16 protein-coding genes and 3 rRNA genes are annotated in these 23308 nt (G+C 67.6%); 13 read left to right on the top strand and 6 right to left on the bottom strand.

The features are described 5' to 3' along the window. Window positions 1-18 precede the first annotated feature (18 nt). From ATL45_RS06390 to ATL45_RS06380, 3 genes are all read right to left on the bottom strand, one after another. Window positions 19-1407 carry an 8-oxoguanine deaminase gene (locus tag ATL45_RS06390; RefSeq protein ID WP_256258567.1) on the bottom strand — a complete coding sequence of 463 codons (1389 nt, stop codon included), beginning with the start codon at window positions 1405-1407 and terminating at the stop codon, window positions 19-21. Between the two features lie 86 nt (window positions 1408-1493). Next, window positions 1494-1964, bottom strand: coding sequence for a (2Fe-2S)-binding protein (locus ATL45_RS06385; RefSeq protein WP_093157745.1), 471 nt, complete (start codon window positions 1962-1964; stop codon window positions 1494-1496). Next, window positions 1955-2824 carry an FAD binding domain-containing protein gene (locus tag ATL45_RS06380; protein ID WP_093157747.1) on the bottom strand — a complete coding sequence of 290 codons (870 nt, stop codon included), beginning with the start codon at window positions 2822-2824 and terminating at the stop codon, window positions 1955-1957. Before ATL45_RS06380 ends, ATL45_RS06385 begins: the two co-directional genes overlap by 10 nt. A 179-nt stretch (window positions 2825-3003) precedes the next feature. Between ATL45_RS06380 and ATL45_RS06375 the strand changes: the two genes are divergently transcribed. The 4 genes from ATL45_RS06375 (at window position 3004) to ATL45_RS06360 (ending at window position 7645) form a co-directional block, all read left to right on the top strand. Further along, window positions 3004-4515 (top strand): PucR family transcriptional regulator, encoded by a 1512-nt coding sequence (locus tag ATL45_RS06375; RefSeq protein WP_093157782.1) that lies wholly within the window; start codon window positions 3004-3006, stop codon window positions 4513-4515. 374 nt (window positions 4516-4889) lie between these two features. Further along, entirely contained in the window at window positions 4890-6104 is a 1215-nt protein-coding gene (locus ATL45_RS06370) for a type III PLP-dependent enzyme (protein WP_093157748.1), read from the top strand. 74 nt (window positions 6105-6178) lie between these two features. Further along, on the top strand, window positions 6179-6571 hold the full coding sequence (gene speD / locus ATL45_RS06365; RefSeq protein WP_093157750.1) for an adenosylmethionine decarboxylase: 393 nt from the start codon (window positions 6179-6181) through the stop codon (window positions 6569-6571). A gap of 201 nt (window positions 6572-6772) precedes the next feature. Continuing rightward, the gene (locus ATL45_RS06360) at window positions 6773-7645 is read left to right on the top strand and encodes a spermidine synthase (protein WP_093157751.1); all 873 of its coding nucleotides are present in this window, start codon (window positions 6773-6775) and stop codon (window positions 7643-7645) included. A gap of 106 nt (window positions 7646-7751) precedes the next feature. Here ATL45_RS06360 and map read toward each other — a convergent pair whose 3' ends face one another. Then, on the bottom strand, window positions 7752-8528 hold the full coding sequence (map, locus tag ATL45_RS06355) for a type I methionyl aminopeptidase (protein ID WP_093157753.1): 777 nt from the start codon (window positions 8526-8528) through the stop codon (window positions 7752-7754). A 108-nt stretch (window positions 8529-8636) separates the two neighbouring features. Beyond that, the gene (locus ATL45_RS06350; protein WP_093157754.1) at window positions 8637-9704 is read right to left on the bottom strand and encodes a hypothetical protein; all 1068 of its coding nucleotides are present in this window, start codon (window positions 9702-9704) and stop codon (window positions 8637-8639) included. Between the two features lie 103 nt (window positions 9705-9807). On the opposite strand from ATL45_RS06350, the gene rbsK reads away from it, so the two are divergent. Then, entirely contained in the window at window positions 9808-10707 is a 900-nt protein-coding gene (gene rbsK / locus ATL45_RS06345) for a ribokinase (protein ID WP_093157784.1), read from the top strand. Between the two features lie 104 nt (window positions 10708-10811). Here rbsK and ATL45_RS06340 read toward each other — a convergent pair whose 3' ends face one another. Next, window positions 10812-11156 carry a histone-like nucleoid-structuring protein Lsr2 gene (locus tag ATL45_RS06340; RefSeq protein WP_093157756.1) on the bottom strand — a complete coding sequence of 115 codons (345 nt, stop codon included), beginning with the start codon at window positions 11154-11156 and terminating at the stop codon, window positions 10812-10814. Between the two features lie 363 nt (window positions 11157-11519). Here ATL45_RS06340 and ATL45_RS06335 point away from each other — a divergent pair, with 363 nt between their 5' ends. From ATL45_RS06335 to rrf, 8 genes are all read left to right on the top strand, one after another. After that, a complete protein-coding gene (locus tag ATL45_RS06335) occupies window positions 11520-11966 on the top strand; it encodes a histone-like nucleoid-structuring protein Lsr2 (RefSeq protein WP_093157785.1) in 447 nt (148 codons plus the stop codon). Window positions 11967-12086: 120 nt separating this feature from the next. Further along, the gene (locus tag ATL45_RS06330) at window positions 12087-13700 is read left to right on the top strand and encodes an ABC transporter substrate-binding protein (protein ID WP_093157757.1); all 1614 of its coding nucleotides are present in this window, start codon (window positions 12087-12089) and stop codon (window positions 13698-13700) included. Window position 13701: 1 nt separating this feature from the next. Next, the gene (locus tag ATL45_RS06325; protein WP_093157759.1) at window positions 13702-14661 is read left to right on the top strand and encodes an ABC transporter permease; all 960 of its coding nucleotides are present in this window, start codon (window positions 13702-13704) and stop codon (window positions 14659-14661) included. Between the two features lie 226 nt (window positions 14662-14887). Next, the gene (locus ATL45_RS06320) at window positions 14888-15709 is read left to right on the top strand and encodes an ABC transporter permease (protein WP_246025189.1); all 822 of its coding nucleotides are present in this window, start codon (window positions 14888-14890) and stop codon (window positions 15707-15709) included. Next, window positions 15706-17298: an ABC transporter ATP-binding protein gene (locus tag ATL45_RS06315; protein WP_093157762.1), complete on the top strand. Its 1593-nt coding sequence runs from the start codon at window positions 15706-15708 to the stop codon at window positions 17296-17298. The genes ATL45_RS06320 and ATL45_RS06315 overlap by 4 nt, the downstream gene beginning before the upstream one ends. An 861-nt stretch (window positions 17299-18159) precedes the next feature. Continuing rightward, window positions 18160-19681, top strand: a 16S ribosomal RNA gene (locus ATL45_RS06305). 230 nt (window positions 19682-19911) lie between these two features. Beyond that, window positions 19912-22984: ribosomal RNA gene (locus ATL45_RS06300) — 23S ribosomal RNA — on the top strand. 131 nt (window positions 22985-23115) lie between these two features. Further along, a 5S ribosomal RNA gene (gene rrf / locus ATL45_RS06295) occupies window positions 23116-23232 on the top strand. Together the 16S, 23S and 5S rRNA genes form the textbook arrangement of a ribosomal RNA operon. The last annotated feature ends 76 nt before the right edge of the window (window positions 23233-23308 follow it).

Raw genomic sequence — 23308 nt, 5'->3', positions numbered from 1 at the left:
AGACCGTGTTCGCGCTGGTCATGATGCCTCCCGGAGCCGGGCGCTGGCCCTGGTCAGCTCGTCGGTGAGGTCGGGCACCGACATCAACCGGCCGTCGTCGACGACGACCTCACCGCCGCGCAGCAGCCGCTCCAGCCTCGGCAGCTCGCCGAGCACCAGCGCGGCCACCGGATCGGCGATCCCCGCGTGGTCCATGCCGTTGAGCTGCCAGACCGCGATGTCGGCGAGCTTGCCGGACTCCAGCGAACCGAGCTCGCCGTCGCGGCCGAGGCAGCGCGCACCGCCGCGGGTGGCCAGCCGCAGCGCGTCGCGCACCGACAGCGCCTGCGGCCCGTAGCGGGCGCGTGCCGTCAGCAGCGCCTGCCGCATCTCCTCGCCGAGCCCGCCGGCTTCGTTGGACGCGACGCCGTCGACGCCCAGCCCGACGGGCGCGCCGGCGTCCAGTAGCGGCCGGACCGGGGCGGTCCCGGCGCCGAGCCGGCCGTTGGAGCTGGGGCAGTGCGCTGCCCCGGTACCGGTCTCGCCGAGTCGCGCGATGCCGCTCTCGGACAGGTGGATCGTGTGCGCCAGCCACACGTCCGGGCCGAGCCACCCGAGGTCGTCGGCGTACTCCACCGGCGTCTTGCCGAACTCTGCCCGGCACTGCTGCTCCTCGTCGAGCGTTTCGGCGAGGTGGGTGTGCAGCCGGACGCCGTTGCGGCGGGCCAGCTCGGCGGCCTGGCGCATCAGCTCGGTGCTGACCGAGAACGGCGAGCAGGGCCCGACCGCGACCCGCACGCGCGCGCCGGGGGAGGGGTCGTGGAACCGGTCGATGGCGTCCTGGGTGCCCGCCAGCGCTTGGTCGAGGTCCTCGACCACGGAGTCCGGCGGCAGCCCGCCGTGCGACTGCCCGCGGTCCATCGACCCGCGCACCGCGTGCAACCGGATCCCGATCCGCTCCGCGGCGGAGACCACCGCGCCGAACACGTCCCCGCCCTCGCGCGGGAAGACGTAGTGGTGGTCGGCCGCGGTGGTGCAGCCGGACAGCGCCATGCGCGCCAGGCCGGCCGACGCGGCGGCGTGGGTGATCTCCTCGTCGATCCCGGCCCACACCGGGTACAGCTCGGTCAGCCAGCCGAACAGCGTGGCGTCGGCCGCGTAACCGCGCGTCGCCCACTGGTAGAGGTGGTGGTGGGTGTTGACCAGCCCGGGCGTGACCAGGCAACCGGACGCGTCGATGCGCCGCACCGCACCGTCCTGCGGCGGCGCGGAACCGGGGCCGACCGCCACGATCCGGTCACCCTCGACGACGACGTGGCCCTCGGCGAACTCGGTACCCGAGTCGTCGACGGTCACCACCGCGCCGCCCTCGATGACTACAGTCCCGCCTCTCCGCGATTCACAGTGGTGGTCGCGTTCGGGAGCGATCTCGCGTTTCGCGGTTTCTTGTGGCTGGTTCGCGTCACGGTCCCCTGAGGTGCGGTTCGGGAGGCCTCGGTTGGAGAACGAGCGGCTCATGCCCGAGCCTTCCGCTGCGCGGCGAGGCGGACGGCGTCCATGATCTTCTCGTAGCCGGTGCAGCGGCACAGGTTGCCCGCCAGCGATTCGCGGATCTCCGCGTCCGACGGCTCCGGCGTGCGTTCCAGCAGGTCGTGGGTCTGCACCAGCAGGCCCGGCGTGCAGAAGCCGCACTGGACGGCGCCCGCCTCGACGAACGCCTCCTGGACCGGGTCCAGCCGCTCGCCGTCGGCCAGGCCCTCCACGGTGCGCACCTCGCGCCCTTCGGCCTGACCCGCGGCCACCAGGCACGCGCAGGCCGGAACGCCGTCGACGTAGACCGTGCAGGAACCGCATTCGCCCTGCTCGCAGGCGTTCTTGGAGCCGGGCAGGCCGAGCCGCTCGCGCAGCACGTACAGCAGGCTCTCGCCCTCCCACACGTCGTCGGCCTCGTGCGGCTGCCCGTTGACGGTCAACTTCAGGCGCATTCCTGCCTCCCGGAACAGTGCTCTTGCCAGGCCCAGGACAGGGTCCGGCGGGCCATCACGGCCAGCGCGTGACGGCGGTAGTCGGCGGTGCCGCGCACGTCGTCGATGGGGGAGGAGGCCTGCGCGACGAGCTCGCCGAAGCGGCGCGCCACTGAGTCCTCCAGCGGTCGCAGCCCGGCCCAGTCGAGCTCGGCCGACAGGAACTCCTCGGCCTCCAGCGCCCGCCGCGGCGTCGGGGCGGCCGAGCCGAGCCCGGTGCCCACCCGCTGCTGCTCGGGGTGCAGGGCGATGGCGAAGGTGCACACCGCGATGACCATCGCGTTGCGGGTGCCGACCTTGGAGAACTGCTGCGGGCCGGTCGCCGGGGCGATGTGCACCGCGGCGATCAGCTCGTCGGCGGCCAGCGCGTTGCGCTTGACCCCGGTGAAGAACTCCGCCACCGGGATCAGCCGCGTGCCGCGCACCGACTCGACCTCGATCTGCGCGTCGGAGGCCAGCAGCGGCGGATGCCCGTCGCCGGCCGGTGAGGCCGAGCCCAGGTTGCCGCCGAGCGTGCCGCGGTTGCGGATCTGCGGTGAGCCGACGGTGCGGCTGGCGATCGCCAGGCCGGGCACCCGGTCGCCGAGCTCCTCGATCAGTCGGGTGTAGGGCAGCCCGGCTCCGATGCGCAGCACGTCGCCGTCCTGCGACCAGGTGGTCAGCTCGGGGATGCGGGTCAGGTCCAGCAGCACGTCCGGACGCCGGTGGTCGAAGTTGATCTCGACCATCACGTCGGTGCCGCCGGCGATGGGCGTGGCGTCGGGATGCGCGGCCTTGGCCTCGAGCGCCTCCCGCCACGCCGCGGGGCGGAGGAAATCCACGGTTGTACTCCTCGTCACGGCCGGTGAAAAGGTGTGAGTCAGTACACAACCGGGATGCTCCCGCTGACTAGCGGCGGAAACCCCGAAAAAGCCTTCCGGGTGCCGAACGGGAGTTGTATGTTTCTCCAAATGCGGATGACCGGCTCGCGACGCTGCGGACCGGCGGAGAGGTGGATCGCGTGCTGCTGGGCGACCTGCTCGCCGACCCGGAGCTCGGGCTGGTGCCGCTGCACGGCGCCGACCGGGCGGACCGGCCGGTGCGCGGCGTCTACATCACCGACCTGATCGACCCGCGCCGCTACCTCAACGGCGGCGAGCTGGTGCTCAGCGGCCTGATGTGGCACAACGGCCCGGCCGATTCGGAGCGCTTCGTGGCCGCGCTGGTCGACGCCGGGGTGGCCGCGCTGGCCGCGGGCACGGCGCGGCTCGGGCACGCCCCGCCCGACCTGGTCGAAGCCTGCCGCCGCCACGACCTGCCCGTCGTCGAGGTGCCGCTGACGGTCAGCTTCAACACGCTCGCCGACCGCATCCAGCGGCGGGCCGCACCGCGCCGGGAACTGGTCGCCGCGGTGGCCGCGGGCGCGGACCTGGACCAGGCGCTGCGGATGGCGGCCGACGAGCTGGGCGCGGAGTGCTGGGTGCTCTCCGCCGCGGGCTGGATCGTCGGCGGAACCGCGGAGCTGCCGGAGGACGCCCGCCGCGCCGCGCTGCGCGAGTTCGCGACCGGTCGGCTGCCGAGGACTGCCCGCTCCGATGGCGCGCACGTGCTGTGGCCGGTGGAATCCGACGCCGTGCCGCGCGCGGCCCGCTGGTTCGTTCTCGCCGACGGTGCCTACGACGAGTGGGACGCGGAGCGGGTGGCCATCGCCACCGACCTCGGCACCGTGGTGGCGCTGCTGCGCGCGCGGGTGGACGAGGCCCGGCGCATCGCGGGGCGCTCGGTGGAGGCGGCCCTGCGCCGGCTGCTGGACGGGACGTCCACCCCGGCCGAAGTCGCCGCCCGGCTGGAGACCGCCGGACTGCCCGCCGGGGATCCGCTGCGCGCGGTGGCGCTCGACGTCGGCGACGTCGTCGAGTCCACGACGCTGCTGCGCGAGATCGCCGCGGCTACCGGCATGGCCTCGGTGACCGCGCCGCTGGGCGACGGTGCGACCGCGCTGTTCGTCGACGACGAGGAGCACCTCGCGCAGCTGGACGTCCAGCTCGGCCGGATCGTCGCCGACGCCGAACCGTGCCTGGACGGGCGGAACCTGGCCGTCGGGGTAAGCGACATCACCCGCGCCACCGCGCTGCGCGGTGCGCTGGAGGAGGCGGGCTACGCGCGGCGGCTCGCGCAGCGCAAGCGCGGGCGAGCGGTGGTCGTCGCGGCGGCGGAGCTGGCCTCGCACGAGGTGCTGCTCGCCTCGACCCCGGACGAGCTGCGCCGCTCGTACCGCGAACGGCTGCTGGCCGATCTGATCGCCTACGACGACGTGCACCACTCCGACCTGGTGCGCACGCTGCGGACGTTCCTGGACTGCTCGGGTTCGTGGTCGCGCTGCGCGAAGCGGCTCCACGTCCACGTGAACACGCTGCGTTACCGGATCCAGCGCGTGGAGGAGATCACCGGGCGCGACCTCTCGGAGTTCCCGTCCCGAGTGGACTTCTACCTGGCCCTCGAACTCGACCGCACCACCCCGCCCGGCCGCTGACCGAGCGGCGTCGCCGTCAGAAACGCGCTGCGGGAGTCCTTGCCGTGCAACGATTTTCCGCGACCGTTGGTACCGGTTTCCGGGCAATTCCGCGCGAAATCGGCGTGATCGGCGGGTGAACGGGACGGTTTCACGCGAATTCGCCACTGACACGTCACGTCGGTGTCCGTGCACGCAACGCGACGAGCGCGCCGCCGATTCGTGGGTGTGCTCACACCGAGTTCGGCTTTCCGGGGGAACGGGTGGGCGCGGTTCGAAATCTCTCCGTGAGGGAGGTACCGTGCTTGGTCGCAGTTGTGCTCCACGGGCACCCGCCCCAGCGGGATCGGCCCGGCGAAAACCCCACCCCACCACCCGAGACGGAGGTACCGGGATTGACCGATCTGTCCGCCACCACCGGTGTGACGGACCGCCCGAGCGGCACCGCGCAGCAGACCGGCACGACTCCGGATGCGATCCAGCAGTTCCTGGACCGGCAGCGGCCCGAAACCCCTTGCCTGGTCGTGGATCTCGCGCAGGTGCGCAACCGCTACCGGCAGTTGCGGACCGCCCTGCCCGATGCTCGCATCTGCTACGCGGTCAAGGCCAATCCCACGCCCGAAGTGGTCGGTGAGCTGGTCGGCCTCGGGGCGTCGTTCGACGTCGCCAGCCCCGGCGAGATCGATCTGTGCCTGGCCAAGGGCGCTGCCCCGGAGTCGATCTCCTACGGCAACACGATCAAGAAGCGCCGCGACATCGCCCGCGCCCACGCGCAAGGCGTCCGGCTGTTCGCCACGGACAGCGCCGCCGACCTGGCCAACATCGCCGAGGTCGCGCCGGGCGCGCAGGTGTTCTGCCGGGTGCTGGTGGACAACGAGGGCTCCCGGACTCCCTTCGGCCGCAAGTTCGGCTGCCTGCCGGAGACCGCCGTCGAGCTGCTGGTGCGCGCGCGGGATCTCGGACTGGACGCCTTCGGCGTGTCGTTCCACATTGGATCGCAGCAGCTGGAGCCGACGGCCTGGGAGCACGGGATCGACGCCGCACGGCGGGTTTTCGCCGGTTGCGCCGAGCACGGGCTCCGGCTGCGGATGGTGAACCTGGGCGGCGGGCTGCCCGCCGCCTACACGCAGTCAGCGCCGCCGCTGGCCGACTACGTGCGCCGCATCGAGGAATCCCTGGACCGCCACTTCGGCGCCGAGCGCCCGGAGCTGCTCGTCGAACCCGGGCGGTTCGTCGTCGGCGACGCGGGCGTGCTGCGCAGCGAGGTGGTGCTGGTCACCGACTCCTGCGACGGCGAGTCGCGCTGGGTCTACCTGGACATCGGCCGCTACAACGGGCTGGCCGAGACCGAGGGCGAGGCCATCACCTACCGGCTGCGCACCTCCCGCGACGGCGATCCGGTGGGTCCGGTCGTGCTGGCGGGCCCGACCTGCGACGGTGATGACGTGCTCTACCAGCGGACCCGCTACGAGCTGCCGCGCACGCTGCGCGGCGGTGACTGGGTGGACCTGCTGAGCGCGGGCGCCTACACGGCGAGCTACTCCTCCGTGGGCTTCAACGGGTTCGCCCCGCTGCCCACCCACTGCGTCGACGGCGATCAGCAGCCGTGATCGCCCGGCACCGGGCGAAGGCGCCCGAGAACGCCGCGAAGAACCGATTCTGCGAAATGATGGGAGGTCGATAGATGTCCGTCGACACCGGGACACCACCGGTCGGGTTGTTCACCGGCCAGCACGTCCTCGCCGAGCTGGAGGGCGTGGATCCGGAACTGCTGGACGACGAGCAGTTCTTGCGCGAGACCCTGCACGACGCGCTGAGCCGGTCGCACGCCACGGTGTGCCAGATGATCGCCAAGCGGTTCGAGCCGCAGGGGGTCACCGTGTTGGCGCTGCTGTCGGAATCCCACGCCTCGCTGCACACCTACCCGGAGGACGGCTCGATCTTCATCGACGTCTTCACCTGCGGGCACACGGCGAAGCCGGAGCTGGCGGTGCGGCTGCTGGCCGACGCGCTGCGCCCCACGACGCAGAACGTCCAGACCATCCAGCGCGGCCGGGACTACGAACACCTGAGCTGAACCTGCGGCGGCGAGGGTCGCGGTCGGCACTTTCGCCGCTCGCGCCGCTGCGGGGTCTCAGCATTCGCCTGGCAGGGACGGTTCTGACGCTGTGTACCGGCACACGAGTCAGGGCACCCGCAGTCCAGGCGGGCGCTGAGGTTCCGCTACTCGCACTGCGGAGCAAAACGAGCCTGGAACACTCTCTAAGGAGGAGCACCGTTGATCGAAATCGACGGGCAGCGGTGGATCAAGGAGCCGATGGGCGCCGACCTGCAGCGCCTGTGGCGGGTCGACGAGGTGCTGTGGGAGGGCGACACCCCCTACCAGCACGTGGTGATCGGCCGCACCGGTCAGGGCGTCTCGCTGTTCTGCGACGACGACCGGCAGAGCACCGAGTTCTCCCAGCTGGTCTACCACGAAGCGATGATGGTGCCCGCGTTCCTGCTGGCCGCGCAGGTGGAGCGGGTGCTGATCATCGGCTCCAGCGAGGGCGTGGCCAGCCAGATGTCGGTGGCCGCCGGCGCCACCCGCGTCGACCACGTGGACATCGACGAGCTGTGCGTGCGCAAGTGCGCCGAGCACCTGCCCTACGGCTACAGCACCGAGGAGCTGGCCCGCGCCGAGCGAGGTGACGGGCCGGTCAAGCTGCACTACGCGGACGGCTGGGACTTCCTCGACCAGGCGCCGCCGGAGGGCTACGACATCGTGGTCGTCGACCTGCCGGACGAGCGGGCCGACGACGCCGACGGGCAGCACAACCGGCTCTACGGCATGGAGTTCATCCAGCGCTGCCAGTCGGTGCTGTCCGCGGGCGGGGTCGTGGCGTTCCAGGCGGGCTGCCCGACGGTGTGGCGCAACGAGACGCTGATCCGCGCCTACAACCGGTTCCAGGCGGCGTTCGACACGGTCGCCTATTTCGGCTCCGACGAGCACGAGTGGGCGTTCATCTTCGGCCGCGTGGAGCCGATCGACGACCCGACGAACGTGCTGCTCGAAGCGTTCCCGAAGTCGTCGTACCGCCCGGAGACGATCGACGAGGCGACGATCATCGGCGCCACCGTGCCGCCGTACTCGGTCCGCAACCAGGGCTGAACACCGGAAGCCGACCCGGCCCGCGGTCGGGCGCGGGGCCGTGAGTGTTTTGGGGTGCCATAGCCCCTCAAAACACTCACGGCCGCTGACCAGCGGAAACGGTTCCTCAGGCAGCCGGTTCGCGCTGGGTGAGCACCAGGGCGGCGTCCTCGGTGATGGCCACGGTGTGCTCGGAGTGGGCCGTGCGCGAGCCGTCGGCCGAGCGGATCGTCCAGCCGTCCGGGTCGAAGACGATCCGGTCGGTGGTGCGGGCGAACCACGGCTCCAGCGCGAGCGTCATGCCCGCCTGCAGCTTCATGCCGCGCCCCGCCTTGCCCCGGTTGGACACGTGCGGGTCCTCGTGCATGGTGCGCCCGAGCCCGTGGCCGCCGAACTCGGTGTTGACCGGGTAGCCGTACTCGCAGGCCACTGCCCAGATCGCCGCCGAGATGTCGCCGATCCGGTTGCCCGCCCGCGCCACCGCGATGGCCGCGTCCAGCGCCTCCTCGGTGGCGCGGATGATCCGCAGGTCCTCCTCGGCGGGGGTGCCGACGATGAGCGTGCGCGCCGAGTCGGCCACCCAGCCGTCGATGCCGACCGCGATGTCGGCGGTGAGCACGTCACCGTCGCGCAGCACGTAGTCGTGCGGCAGGCCGTGCAGGACGGCGTCGTTGACCGAGAGGCAGATGACGTTGCGGAACGGCCCCTTGCCGAAGGACGGGGCGTAGTCCCAGTAGCAGGACTCCGCGCCGCGCTGCTTGATCATGTCGCGCACGTGGTGCTCGATGTCCAGCAGGTTGACGCCCACGTCGGCGATCCGGCCGACCTCGGTGAGCACTTCGGCCACGAACTGGCCGGTCACGTGCATGCGCTGGATCTCGGTGGGCGTCTTGAGCTCGATCACGGGTACCTCGCGTGCCAGTGGATTCCGGTATAATAATACCGACGTTAGCACCGGGCGGTATAAAAATACCAACCGAGCGGTCTCACGCGTCCTGACCAGCGAAGAGGCTCACAGCGAGTCGAGGTACGGGTGCTGCGCGGGGTTCCCGTCGCGCGGCGCGAACCACTGGTCGAACGCGAGGCCGCGCGAGTGCAGCTCCGCCTCCAGCTTGGCGGCCTGCGCCGCCGTCTCCGGCTCCGCATCGCCGGCCAGCGGCAGATCGATCTCGTACAGCTCGTCGGGCGTGATCTCGCCGGCCGCCCGCGCGGCGAAACCCGCGAACACCGACTCGCTGTCGTCCCAGCTCATCAGCTCGGCGGCCTCCAGCGCCACCCGGGCCTCGTTGACGAACAGCCGCAGCGCCAGCGCCTCGGCGACCGAGCGCGGCGGCGTCCACGACGACGCGGTCAACCGCTCCGCGACCGGCATCGAGGCCAGCACGAACGCACGGGCGAAGAACGCGTCGTAGCGGTGGTCGTAGCAGGGCGGCAGCTCCTCCAGGACCAGCAGGCCGACCGCGTCGGCGACCGTGGCGTTGTTCACCGCCAGCGCCAGCTCGTCGTAGAAGACCTCGTCGGTGACCACCCGCACCGCGTGCACCAGCGCTCCGGCGGCCAGCGTCGCCGCGTCGCCCGGCCCGCCGAACGCCTCCGGCCCGAACGCCCGCAGCCGCGGCGCGAGCCCGATGAACCGGGCCCGCCACTGCTCGACGTCCATCGCGGGCTCCGCCGAGCTCTCCAGCGCCTCCTCGACGGCCGCCTCCAGCTCGTCGACGACCGCTTCGCCGCTGGCCGCCAGCCGGTTGAACTCGTCCTCGGTGATCCGCACCTCCGAGTGCGCGACCGACCAGCCCGCCAGCACCTCGCTCTCGCCGATCAGCTCGTCGAGCACCGAGGCGGCGGCGTCCTCCGCGGCCAGCAGCGAGGGCGCGTCCAGCGCCAGCACCACGCTGGCCCCGGCCGGGTGCACGGTGATGCGGTAGTCCAGGACGTCGATGTCGGCGTCACCGGGGCCGGAGACCCCCTCGACCAGCGCGAGGTGGCGGTCCAGCACGGCCGCGATCCCCTCCTGCTGCAGCGGGTCGAGCTCCACCACGCCGTTCGGCGGTCCGAGCTCCGCTGTCACCGCATAGTCCACCGCGTCTCGCCCTCTCCTCGCCGGTTGGTCGGCATGGTACGTCCTCGCGGGCCCCCGGACCCGTCAGCCGATCCGGGGTCCCTCATCAGCCATGATGGACCACGTGACGACGACTGTGGCCGTATTCGGCAGCTGCAACATGGACCTGGTGGCGTACGCGGACACCGCCCCGAAGCGCGGTGAGACGGTGCTGGGCCGGGAGTTCCACACGGTGCCGGGCGGGAAGGGCGCCAACCAGGCGCTCGCCGCGGCGAAGGCGGGCGCGGCGGTGCGCATGATCGGCGCGGTCGGCGAGGACGAGTTCGGCTCGGAGATCCGCCGCGTCCTGCAGGAGTCCGATGTGGACCTCGCAGGGCTGCGCTCGGTGCCCGGCCGCAGCGGCACCGCGCACATCGTGGTGGACGACCAGGGCGGCAACTCGATCGTCGTGGTGCCTGCCGCCAACGGCACCGTCGACGGGCTGGTGGACGGCGACGAGGAGCTCATCGCCGGCTCGCAGAGCCTGTTGCTGCAGCTGGAGATCCCGTTCTCCGGCGTGGCCGCGGCCGCGGCGGCCGGGCGGCGCAACGGGGTGCGCGTGGTGCTCACGCCGGCACCCGCCGCGGAGCTGTCCGAGGACGTCCTGTCGAACGTGGACCTGCTGGTGCCCAACGAGCACGAGGCGGCGATCCTGGCCGGCCACGACGACCCGGACCGGGCGCTGGCGAAGCTGCTCAAACTGGTCCCGGAGGTGGTGATCACGCTCGGTGCGCGCGGCTCGCTCTACGGCAACCGGGACGGCGCGCGGGTGGAGGTGCCGAGCTTCCCGGTGGAGGCGGTGGACACCACGGCGGCGGGCGACACCTACGTCGGCGTGCTCAGCGCGGCGCTCGGCGAGGGCGCCGACATGCCCGAGGCGATGCGCACGGCCTCCGCCGGTTCCGCGGTGTCGGTGCAGCGCAACGGAGCCAGCAGTTCGATGCCGACCCGCCGGGAAATCGCCGACTTCCTCGCCGGTCGATAAGGCGCGCAATTACCGAAGGTCGATCGCCCGACTACGAGGCGTCATTCCCGGGTTTCACGGACGGCCGGTTTCCCCGACCGCATACCGGCCGTCCGTGCCAGCGCTCACTGAGCGTTGTCGTAGGCCTCGACGACCTCGGCGGGAATGCGGCCCCGATCGGAAACCTGCATGCCCTGATTCCGGGCCCATTCCCGAATGGCCTGGTTGCGTTCCCGGTCCGCGGTGGTCGGGGTGCTCGACGGCTTGCCCGGCTTGGTCGCGATCCGCTTGCGACCGCCGGTCTTCCGCGCGCTGGCCACGAAAGACGCGAGCGAGTCGCGCAGTTTCGAGGCATTGTCCGAGGACAGGTCAATTGCGTAGCTCACCCCGTCCAAGGCGAACTCGACGGTGGTGTCGGCTGGTGTGCCGTCGACATCGTCGACGAGCTGAACGGTGACTTTCTGCGCCACGGTAACCCTCGATTCCGGTCCGATTCCCCTCCTTCTCCGCACCGCGCGTGCGGAGAAGAGCGAGCGAACAATAAACGATCGCGCGAAGAATGTTCCACCCGCCGCCGGAATTTTCTCCGCTGTGCCCTGCATTACTTTCCGGATAGCCCCGGTGTCCGGTTACCGTGCGTTCCCGTTCGTCGCGCTGCTCACACACCGGGCAACACCAACCCACCTGGCGGTTATCGGCAGGTGGGTCCGCTGTTCTATGGTTGGATGCGAGACAACTGAGATGTCACGTGCTACAACGTGAGCGGGACTCGCAGTAGTCTTACCTGCAAGTGTCGCGGATCGAGGCGGGGCACGTTCCCGAGACAGGTGATCATGGCCGAGCGGATTCAGGTCGAACTCGTCGACGACATCGACGGGTCTCCAGCAACCCACACCGTTACCTTCGCGCTGGATGGTGTGACGTACGAAATCGACCTGAACGACGAACACGCCCAAGAGCTGCGCGCGCTGCTCACCCGCTACATCGAAGCGGCCCGCAAGCCCAAGCCGGAGCCGGCCCGCACCGCCCGTCAGCAGGAGCGCGAAGAGGAGCAGACCCGCCTCGCCAACAAGCAGCTGACCGAGCAGATCCGCGGCGCCGCCCAGCGCACCCGCGAGCACCACAAGAAGGCCACCGAGCAGCCCGAGGTGCAGGCCGAGGCCGTCGAGCCCGAGATCGTCGAAGCCGCACCGCGCTTCGACGCCGCGGCGGCGGAGAAGAAGGAGCCTGCCCAGGCCTCCGCGGTCTCGCTGCCGCTGTTCTCCTCCGCCGTCGACTGATCCCACCGCGGGCGGCACCGGGTTCCGGCCCGATGCCGGAATGATCACGGCTGTGGACACGGCCGGCCGCCGGCAAATACGGTTCTCGCGTTTTGCTCCTCTTGCTGGCGGGAGGCCCGGGTGACGGCGCGGTTGAGACGTGGTGCTCCGGCAGCACTGCTGGTCCTGGCGGTGAGCGCGACCGGGTGCAGCCCGCTGGTCGACGTCGAGCAGACCGCCGGCCAGCTGCGAGCCTCGGTGCAGGCCCCCACGGTGCGCGGCGGCGAAGCCGTGATCGCGCTGGACCAGGAGCCGGACAAGCTGGACCCGACGCTGGCCACCACGCTGGCCGGGCGGCAGGTCTTCAACAGCATGTGCGAGAAGCTCTACGACGTCGACCCGGCCGGTCGCGCGGTCCCGCAGCTCGCCACCGAACTCCCGCGCGTCTCCCCGGACGGCCGCGAGCTGACCATCCCGCTGCGCACCGGAGTGCTGTTCAACGACGGCACCGCGTTCGACGCGGCAGCGGTGAAGAAGAGCCTGGACCGGCACCGCGAACTGCCGTCCTCCGGCCGCCGCTCCGAGCTCACCGCCATCGACTCCGTCGAGGTCGCCGACCCGACCACGGTGCGGCTGAAGCTCAAGCAGCCGTCCGCCCCGCTGCCCACCGTGCTCGCCGACCGCGCGGGCATGATCATGTCCCCGGCGAAGCTGGACGAGCTCGGCGACGACTTCTCCGACGACCCGGTCTGCGTCGGCCCGTTCCGCTTCGTCGAGCGCATCGCCCAGGACCGGATCGTGCTGGAGCGCAGCGAGTTCTACTACGACCGCGACGCGGTGCGGCTGGACCGGCTGGTCTACAAGGCGGTCCCGGACGACAACATCCGCATCGCCAACCTGCGCTCCGGCGAGTTCGACGTGGTCTGGGAGGTCGGCCCGCCGGACGTGCCGGTGGTCTCCCGCGAGCGGGACCTGGTGCTGCTCAACCAACCGTCGATCCAGTACATGGGCATCACCGTCAACACCAACAACGTCGACGGGAAGACCGGCCACGTCGACGGACCGCTGGCCAACGACCCCAGGGTGCGGGAAGCGCTGTCGCTGTCCATCGACCGCGAAACGCTCAACCGCATCGCCTTCAGCGGCCTCTACCAGCCCGCCTGCGGCCCGATCCCGCCGACCAGCGAGTTCGCCACCCCCGCGACGCAGGCCTGCCCGCCGCACGACGTGGCCCGCGCCCGCCAGCTGCTCGCCGAAGCGGGCGTGAACACCCCGGTGCGCGTCGAGCTGCTGCTCACCAACGACTCCACGACCAGCCGCGTCGGCCAGGTCATCCAGGCGATGGCCGCCGAGGCCGGGTTCGACGTCGTGCTCCGCCCGAGCGAGTCCACCAGCGCCATCTCCGCGGGCAAGAAGGGCCGCTTCCAGACGTTCCTGATCGGCTGGTCCGGCCGTCCCGACCCGGACGGCAACATCACCGGCATGCACGCGGCAGGCGCGGCGCAGAACTACAGCGGCTTCTCGACGCCGGAGACCGACGCGCTGCTCAAGCAGGCCGCCGCCGAGCAGAACACCGACCGCCGCCGCGAGCTCTACGAGCAGGTCGTCGAGCAGCTGCAGCAGCGCAACAACGTGATCTACCTCTACCGCCAGCAGTACTACACCGCGCACACCGCCGAGCTGGCCGGTGTCGAGGTCTACCCCGACGGGATCATGCGGCTGAAGACCGCCGGTCGCGTCGAGTCCGGGAGTTGAGATGCTGCGCAGCTACGCGCTCAACCGCGTCCTGCAGTCGCTGGTGACCCTGGTGCTGGTCTCGCTCGTCGTGTTCGCGGGCCTGCGCGCGCTGCCCGGCGACCCGGCCATCGCGCTGGCCGGCGCCGAAGCCGACGACGCCGCGATCGAGGAGATCCGCCGCACCTACCTGCTCGACGAGCCGGTCTACGTGCAGTACCTGAGCTGGATCGGCCGCGCCTTGCAGGGCGACCTGGGCGAATCGGCGCAGACCGGACTGCCGATCGGCGAGATCGTCCTCAGCCGGATCCCGGTCACCCTCGAACTGGCCCTGCTGAGCCTGCTTTTCGCCGCGCTGATCGGGCTGACCACCGGTGTGATCGCGGCCGTCCGCCGCGGTGGGCCGCTGGACTGGCTGGGCAACGGGGTGTCGCTGTTCGGACTGTCCATCCCGAACTTCTGGCTCGGCCTGATGTGCGTGCTGGTCTTCGCGGTCGGCCTCGGCTGGCTGCCCGCATCGGGCTTCGTGCCGTTCACCGAATCCCCGCTGGGCAACCTGGAACGGCTGATCATGCCGGCGTTCGTGCTGGGCAGCGGGCTGGCCGCGGTGCTGATGCGGCAGATGCGATCGTCCATGTTGGACTCCCTGAGCGCCGACTACGTGCGCACCGCGCGCGCCAAGGGCGCGGGGGAGTTCCGGGTGGTCGCGGTGCACGGCCTGCGCAACAGCCTGATCACCGTGCTGACCATCCTCGGCCTGCAGCTCGGCACGCTGATCTCCGGCGCGGTGGTCACCGAGCAGATCTTCGTGCTGCCGGGCTTCGGCAAATTGATGGTCGATGCCGTGTTCACCCGCGACTACCCGGTCATCCAGGCCGCGGTGCTGATCAGCGCGGCGGGCTACATCGTGGTGAACCTGCTGGTCGACCTGCTCTATTCGGTGGTGGACCCGCGAATCCGGGTCCGCGGAGGTACGGCATGAGCAACCCCAGCCCTGCACCAACCCGAGCCTTGCGCAACCGCACCTCAGGGGAGCGTTCGGAGGTGTCCGCATGAGTAATCCCGGCTCTGAACCAACCCGAGCCCTGCACAACCGCACCTCAGGGGAACGTGACGCAAACCAGCCACAAGAAACCCCGCAACGCGAGGTCACTGCCGAACGCAACCACCACTGTGAATCGCGGAGAGGCGGGGCAGCATCCCGCCGCGTGCTGCGCCGCCTGCTGCGGCACCGCACCGGCGTCGTCGGCCTCGTCCTGTCGGTGCTGTTCGTGCTGGTGGCGCTGGCCGCACCGCTGATCGCACCGAGCGATCCGGCGGCGGTGAACTTCGACGAGGTCCTGCAGCAGCCGTCGCTGGCCGCACCGCTGGGCAGCGACGAACTGGGCCGCGACCAGCTCTCCCGCATCTTCTACGGCGTCCGCGCGTCGATCGTGGTGGGCGTGCTCTCGGTGCTGCTCGCCGTCGTGGTGGCGGTGCCGCTGGGCCTGATCGCCGGCTACTACCGCGGCGTCGTCGACTCCGTGGTCTCCCGCATCACCGACACGCTGCTGGCCTTCCCGTTCCTGGTGCTGGCCGTCGGACTCGCCGCGGTCATGGGCGCCTCGATGGTGAACGCGGCGATCGCGATCGGCCTGTCCCAGGTGCCGAACCTGATCCGGGTGGTGCGCGGCGAAACCCTGCGGCTGGCCGGCGAGGACTACGTGACCGCCAGCGTGGCGGCCGGTGCGTCCGGAGTCACGGCGATGTTCCGGCACATCCTGCCGAACTCGGTGAACGCCCTGCTGGTGCAGATCACGGTGGCGATCCCGCAGGCCATCATCGGCGAAGCGCTGCTGTCCTTCCTCGGCCTCGGCGTGCAGCCGCCCACCCCGTCGCTGGGCGTGATGCTCTCGTCCGCGCAGACCTACTTCACGCAGGCCCCGTGGCTGGTGGTCTTCCCCGGCATCGCGGTGGTGCTCGCCACCCTCGGCTTCAACCTGCTCGGCGACGGCCTGCGGGACGCCCTGGACCCGAAGGGGAACCGATGAGCGACGTGCTTTCCTTCACCGACCTGCGGGTTCGGTTCCGCACCGAGGACGGCACCGCCGAGGCGGTGCGCGGGATCAGCTTCGGCGTCGCGCCCGGCGAGATCCTGGCCGTGGTCGGCGAGTCGGGCTCCGGCAAGAGCGTGACCGCGATGTCCGCGCTGGGGCTGCTCCCGCGCACCGCCGAGGTCACCGGGCGCATCGAGCTCGACGGCGCCGAGCTCGGCGAGCAGGAGCTGCGCCGGGTCCGCGGCAAGGACATCGCGATGATCTTCCAGGAGCCGATGACCTCGCTGAACCCGGTGTTCACCATCGGCTGGCAGCTCGTCGAGGCGATCCGGCTGCACACCAGCACCACCAGCGCGAAGGCCCGCGAGCGCGCGGTGGAGCTGCTCGACCTGGTCGGCATCCCGGAACCGGCGCGACGGCTCAAGCACTACCCGCACCAGCTCTCCGGCGGTCAGCGGCAGCGCGTGATGGTCGCGATGGCGCTGGCCTGCGAGCCGAAGGTGCTGATCGCCGACGAGCCGACCACCGCGCTCGACGTGACGGTCCAGGCCGAGATCCTGGCCCTGCTGCGCGACCTGCGCGACCGGCTGGGCACCACGATCTTGCTGATCACCCACGACATGGGCGTCGTCGCCGACCTCGCCGACCGGGTGGTGGTGATGTACCGCGGCGAGGTGGTCGAGGAGGCCGCCGCGGCCGATCTGTTCCGCGCGCCCCAGCACGAGTACACCGAAGCGCTGCTCGCGGCGGTGCCCAGGCTGGAGATCGGGAAAAGCGAGGAGGCGGAACCGGCCGAACCGGTGCTCGTCGTCGAAGACCTGGTGGTCACCTACGGCGGCCAGCGCGCGGTGGACGGCGTATCGCTGCGCATCGACCGGGGCGAGGTCCTCGCGCTGGTCGGCGAGTCGGGCTCCGGGAAGTCCACCGTCGGCAAGTGCGCGGCCCGCCTGCTGACGCCGGCCGAAGGCCGGATCGTGCTCAACGGCCAGGACATCAGCCGGCTGCCCGCCCGGCGTCTGCGCCCGCTGCGGCGCAACATCGGCATCGTCTTCCAGGACCCGGGCTCGTCCCTGGATCCCCGGATCAGCATCGCGGACAGCATCGCCGAACCGCTCCGCCTGCACCGCGTCGCGCGGGGCAGGGAGCTCGACAAGCGGGTGGACGAACTCCTCGACGCGGTCGAGCTGGGCGCGTCGAGGCGCCAGCGCTACCCGCACGAGCTCTCCGGTGGTCAGCGGCAGCGCGTCAGCATCGCCCGCGCCCTGGCGCTGGAACCGGAACTGCTGATCGCCGACGAGCCGACCAGCGCGCTGGACGTCTCGGTGCAGGACGCGGTCCTGGAGCTGTTCCAGTCGCTGCAGGCCAGGCTGAACTTCAGCTGCCTGTTCATCAGCCACGACCTTGCCGTGGTCAACATGCTCGCCCGCCGGGTGGCCGTCATGCGCCGCGGCCAGGTGGTGGAGCAGGGCGACACGGCGCAGGTCCTCGGGAACCCGGAGCACGAGTACACGCAGCGCCTGCTGGCAGCGGTCCCGGTGCCGGACCCGGAGCGGCAGCGCGAACGCCGGCTGGCCGGGGCCTAGTCCTCGGCGCGGTGCCGCCGGGAGCGAGCGCGCTGACCGGGGGTGGAGCGCGCCGACTTCTTTGACTCGGCCTTGGGCCGCTCGACCCGATCCGTCAGCGCAGCGGCGAACTCCGGAGGAGAGCTCGGACCCCAGTTCCGGTCCTCCGGGTCCATCAGAGTCTTTCGCAGCTCGGTGTAGATCGGCGTCGAGTCCACTGCGTACCCCCGTTCTGACGGTCGCCTGGCAGGCTACCTGCGCGCGGGGGACGAGTCGCGGTGACGAAGCAGGACCACACGAACGTGGACATCAACAGCACTCCGGGAGAGCCTCGCCGCTGAGGCCTGAAGATCGGCTCTGACCTGCGGAGATGACCTTTAAAGGGGGGTGGTGTTCAGGGGGTGTTCGGGGGTCTGTAAAGTTCTACGAGTCAGAGCGACACGGGCCGGGAAAACCGGAACGGGCCTGACACGGGGTCACGAACCAAGCTCCCACGAACGGTGGTAGAGTGGGTGAGCCCGAAACGGCAAGACTTTGAAAATGCGAAACGCTTGCACGTGTTGAAAACTACAGACCGCTTCGATATCCGGTAGATAACGAATTGGACGCGGGAAACGAGAGTGACCCCCCGATTTGACTCCGGAAAACGGGATGGTCTAGAGTGGTAAACACGAAAGCGAACAGAGGAAATGCTCCCCGGAGCTTGCTGGTTTTGAAATGGCCGGTGGTGATGGTGTGGGTGTGTTCTTTGAGAACTCAACAGCGGACTGTTTTGGTTAGTGTTCTTTAATGCCCCCGACCAAACGTGGTTTTGGTTGGTGGTTTCTTTGAGTATGACGCTCGCCTTCGGGTTTGAGTGTCTGCTGGGATTGTTCAACAGCATTGTTGGAGAGTTTGATCCTGGCTCAGGACGAACGCTGGCGGCGTGCTTAACACATGCAAGTCGAACGCTGAAGCACCTTCGGGTGTGGATGAGTGGCGAACGGGTGAGTAACACGTGGGCAATCTGCCCTGCACTCTGGGATAAGCCTTGGAAACGGGGTCTAATACCGGATATGACACTTCACCGCATGGTGGGGTGTGGAAAGTTCCGGCGGTGCAGGATGAGCCCGCGGCCTATCAGCTTGTTGGTGGGGTAGTGGCCTACCAAGGCGACGACGGGTAGCCGGCCTGAGAGGGTGACCGGCCACACTGGGACTGAGACACGGCCCAGACTCCTACGGGAGGCAGCAGTGGGGAATCTTGCGCAATGGGCGAAAGCCTGACGCAGCAACGCCGCGTGGGGGATGACGGCCTTCGGGTTGTAAACCTCTTTCGACATCGACGAAGCCTTCGGGTGACGGTAGGTGTATAAGAAGCACCGGCTAACTACGTGCCAGCAGCCGCGGTAATACGTAGGGTGCGAGCGTTGTCCGGATTTATTGGGCGTAAAGAGCTCGTAGGCGGTCTGTCGCGTCTATCGTGAAAACCGGGAGCTTAACTCCTGGCTTGCGGTGGATACGGGCAGACTTGAGTTCGGTAGGGGAGACTGGAATTCCTGGTGTAGCGGTGAAATGCGCAGATATCAGGAGGAACACCGGTGGCGAAGGCGGGTCTCTGGGCCGATACTGACGCTGAGGAGCGAAAGCGTGGGGAGCGAACAGGATTAGATACCCTGGTAGTCCACGCCGTAAACGTTGGGCGCTAGGTGTGGGGATGGGTTCCACTGTTTCCGTGCCGTAGCTAACGCATTAAGCGCCCCGCCTGGGGAGTACGGCCGCAAGGCTAAAACTCAAAGGAATTGACGGGGGCCCGCACAAGCGGCGGAGCATGTGGATTAATTCGATGCAACGCGAAGAACCTTACCTGGGTTTGACATGCACTAGACAGCCCCTGAGAGGGGGTTTCCCTTGTGGTTGGTGTACAGGTGGTGCATGGCTGTCGTCAGCTCGTGTCGTGAGATGTTGGGTTAAGTCCCGCAACGAGCGCAACCCTTGCCCTACGTTGCCAGCGGGTTATGCCGGGGACTCGTGGGGGACTGCCGGGGTCAACTCGGAGGAAGGTGGGGATGACGTCAAGTCATCATGCCCCTTATGCCCAGGGCTTCACACATGCTACAATGGCTGGTACAGAGGGTTGCGATACTGTGAGGTGGAGCGAATCCCTTAAAGCCGGTCTCAGTTCGGATCGGGGTCTGCAACTCGACCCCGTGAAGTCGGAGTCGCTAGTAATCGCAGATCAGCATTGCTGCGGTGAATACGTTCCCGGGCCTTGTACACACCGCCCGTCACGTCATGAAAGTCGGTAACACCCGAAGCCCATGGCCCAACCCTTGTGGGGGGAGTGGTCGAAGGTGGGACTGGCGATTGGGACGAAGTCGTAACAAGGTAGCCGTACCGGAAGGTGCGGCTGGATCACCTCCTTTCTAAGGAGCAACAAACACCCCGCTGGACATTGAGTCTGGTGGAGTGTTCACGGTGTAGAGGGCACACGTTCCTCTGCCGTGACGCTCAATGGATTGTGGAACACACTAACGTTGAACGAAACGGTCCGCTGTTGGGTATCTGAGAGAACACGCTAACCGCGCACTGGGTGTGTGGGTGTTGTCTTCTGGTTGTTGTTTGAGAACTGTATAGTGGGTGCGAGCATCTTTGTGGCCAAGTTATGTAGGGCACATGGTGGATGCCTTGGTACCAGGGGCCGATGAAGGACGTGGGAGGCCGCGATAGTCCTCGGGGAGCTGTCAACCGAGCTGTGATCCGAGGGTGTCCGAATGGGGAAACCCAGCCCGAGTGATGTCGGGTTACTCATGCCTGAATGTATAGGGTATGAGGGGGAACGCGGGGAAGTGAAACATCTTAGTACCCGTAGGAAGAGAAAACACTGGTGATTCCGTGAGTAGTGGCGAGCGAAAGCGGAGGAGGCTAAACCGTGCGCGTGGGATACCTGGTAGGGGTTGCGTGTGCGGGGTTGTGGGGCACTGTTGGAGGCGGCTACCGACGTCTCAGCGTGGTGTTTCGTGTTAGTTGAACAGGTTGGGAAACCTGGCCGTAGACGGTGAGAGCCCGGTAGGCGAAAATGCGATTCATGCGTGTGATGGTGTTCCCGAGTAGCAGCGTTTCCGTGGAGGGTGCTGTGAATCTGGCGGGACCACTCGCTAAGCCTAAATACTTCCTGGTGACCGATAGTGGATAGTACCGTGAGGGAATGGTGAAAAGTACCCCGGGAGGGGAGTGAAAGAGTTCCTGAAACCGTGTGCCTGCAAACCGTCAGAGCAACCTTAGCAGTTGTGATGGCGTGCCTTTTGAAGAATGAGCCTGCGAGTTACTGCTGCGTGGCGAGGTTAACCCGTTGGGGGTAGCCGGAGCGAAAGCGAGTCTGAATAGGGCGTCTGAGTCGCGTGGTGTAGACCCGAAGCGGAGTGATCTACCCATGGCCAGGGTGAAGCGCGGGTAAGACCGTGTGGAGGCCCGAACCCACCAGGGTTGAAAACCTGGGGGATGAGTTGTGGGTAGGGGTGAAAGGCCAATCAAACTCCGTGATAGCTGGTTCTCCCCGAAATGCATTTAGGTGCAGCGTTGCGTGTTGCTTGGGTGGGGTAGAGCACTGGTTGGTTGATGGGCCTTCGCGGGTTACTGAGATCAGCCAAACTCCGAATACATCTGAGTTGAGCGTGGCAGTGAGACGGTGGGGGAGAAGCTTCATCGTCGAGAGGGAAACAGCCCAGAGCATCGGCTAAGGCCCCTAAGTGTGCGCTTAGTGGGAAAGGATGTGGGATCGCTGAGACAACCAGGAGGTTGGCTTAGAAGCAGCCATCCTTGAAAGAGTGCGTAATAGCTCACTGGTCAAGTGGTCCTGCGCCGACAATGTAGCGGGGCTGAAGCGCACCGCCGAAGCCATGCCAATAGCACATTAGTGTTGTTGGGTAGGGGAGCGTCCTGCACGCGGTGAAGCAGCACTGGAAGGTGTTGTGGAGTGTGTGGGAGTGAGAATGCAGGCATGAGTAGCGAGTGAAGAGTGAGAATCTCTTCCGCCGGATGACCAAGGGTTCCTGGGGAAGGTTCGTCCGCCCAGGGTGAGTCGGGGCCTAAGGCGAGGCCGACAGGCGTAGTCGATGGATAACGGGTTGATATTCCCGTACCCGTGCATACGCGTCCATAGCGAAACCTTTGATACTAACCATCCGTTCTTTTTCTGATTCTTCGGATGATGATTAAGGATGCATGGGACCTGATTGGGCGGTAGTTAAGTGATGGGGTGACGCAGGAGGGTAGCTCTGCCAGTGAGTGGTTGTACTGGTGTAAGCCTGTAGCCCGGTGTGTAGGCAAATCCGCACACCATGTGGGTGAGGGGTGATGCGTAGCCGTTGTGGTGATGTGAGTGATCCCATGCTGTCGAGAAAAGCCTCTAGCGAGTGTGTGCATGGCCCGTACCCGAAACCGACACAGGTGGTCAGGTAGAGTATACCGAGGCGGTCGGGTGAACTGTGGTTAAGGAATTCGGCAAATTGCCCCCGTAACTTTGGGAGAAGGGGGGCCATTGCTGGTGAACACCCTTGCGGTGGGAGCTGGTGGTGGTCGCAGAGGCCAGGGAGAAGCGACTGTTTACTAAAAACACAGGTCCATGCGAAGCTGTAAGGCGATGTATATGGACTGACGCCTGCCCGGTGCTGGAACGTTAAGAGGACCCGTGAACCCGTAAGGGTGTAGCGGAGAATTTAAGCGCCAGTAAACGGCGGTGGTAACTATAACCATCCTAAGGTAGCGAAATTCCTTGTCGGGTAAGTTCCGACCTGCACGAATGGCGTAACGACTTCTCCGCTGTCTCGACCACAGGCCCGGTGAAATTGCAGTACGAGTAAAGATGCTCGTTTCGCGCGGCAGGACGGAAAGACCCCGGGACCTTTACTATAGCTTGGTATTGGTGTTTGGTTCGGCTTGTGTAGGATAGGTGGGAGACTGTGAAGCATTCACGCTAGTGGGTGTGGAGTCGTTGGTGAAATACCACTCTGGTCGTTCTGGGCATCTAACTCGGGTCCGTGATCCGGATCGGGGACAGTGCCTGGTGGGTAGTTTAACTGGGGCGGTTGCCTCCTAAAGGGTAACGGAGGCGCCCAAAGGTTCCCTCAGCCTGGTTGGCAATCAGGTGTTGAGTGTAAGTGTATAAGGGAGCTTGACTGTGAGACTGACGGGTCGAGCAGGTGCGAAAGCAGGGACTAGTGATCCGGCACTGGCTGGTGGAAGCGGTGTCGCTCAACGGATAAAAGGTACCCCGGGGATAACAGGCTGATCTTGCCCAAGAGTCCATATCGACGGCATGGTTTGGCACCTCGATGTCGGCTCGTCGCATCCTGGGGCTGGAGTTGGTCCCAAGGGTTGGGCTGTTCGCCCATTAAAGCGGCACGCGAGCTGGGTTTAGAACGTCGTGAGACAGTTCGGTCCCTATCCGCCGCGCGCGTAGGAGACTTGCGGAAGGCTGTCCCTAGTACGAGAGGACCGGGATGGACGAACCTCTGGTGTGCCAGTCGTTCTGCCAAGGGCGTGGCTGGTTGGCTATGTTCGGGAGGGATAACCGCTGAAAGCATCTAAGCGGGAAGCCTGTTCCTAGATGAGGTCTCCCACCCTTTGTGGGGTAAGGCCCCCAGTAGATGACTGGGTTGACAGGCCAGATATGGAAGCACAGTAATGTGTGGAGTTGACTGGTGCTGATAGGCCGAGGACTTGTTCACGAAGATTGCTCGCACCCACTATATGGTGTCTGAGACAACAACCATGGTTGTTGGTCAGGCTTAACAGAATATGTGTGTGTCATCGATACGGTGACGACCTGTGGTTTGCCCACGTTGTGGGTTTTAGGGTTGTCGGTGGCGATGGCGGGGAGGGTCCGCCCGGTCCCATTCCGAACCCGGTAGCTAAGCTCCCCAGCGCTGATGGTACTGCACTCGACAGGGTGTGGGAGAGTAAGACACCGCCGACACACTAATTGAGAGGGGCCCCGTTCCCGGACGATTCCGTCCAGGGAACGGGGCCCTTCTGCTATCCCCGGTAACACT

This window comes from Saccharopolyspora antimicrobica (assembly GCF_003635025.1).
In the GTDB taxonomy this organism is placed as follows: domain Bacteria; phylum Actinomycetota; class Actinomycetes; order Mycobacteriales; family Pseudonocardiaceae; genus Saccharopolyspora; species Saccharopolyspora antimicrobica.
The sequence above is the reverse complement of the archived record's forward strand: the minus strand, read 5'-3'. Positions and strand labels throughout refer to the sequence as shown.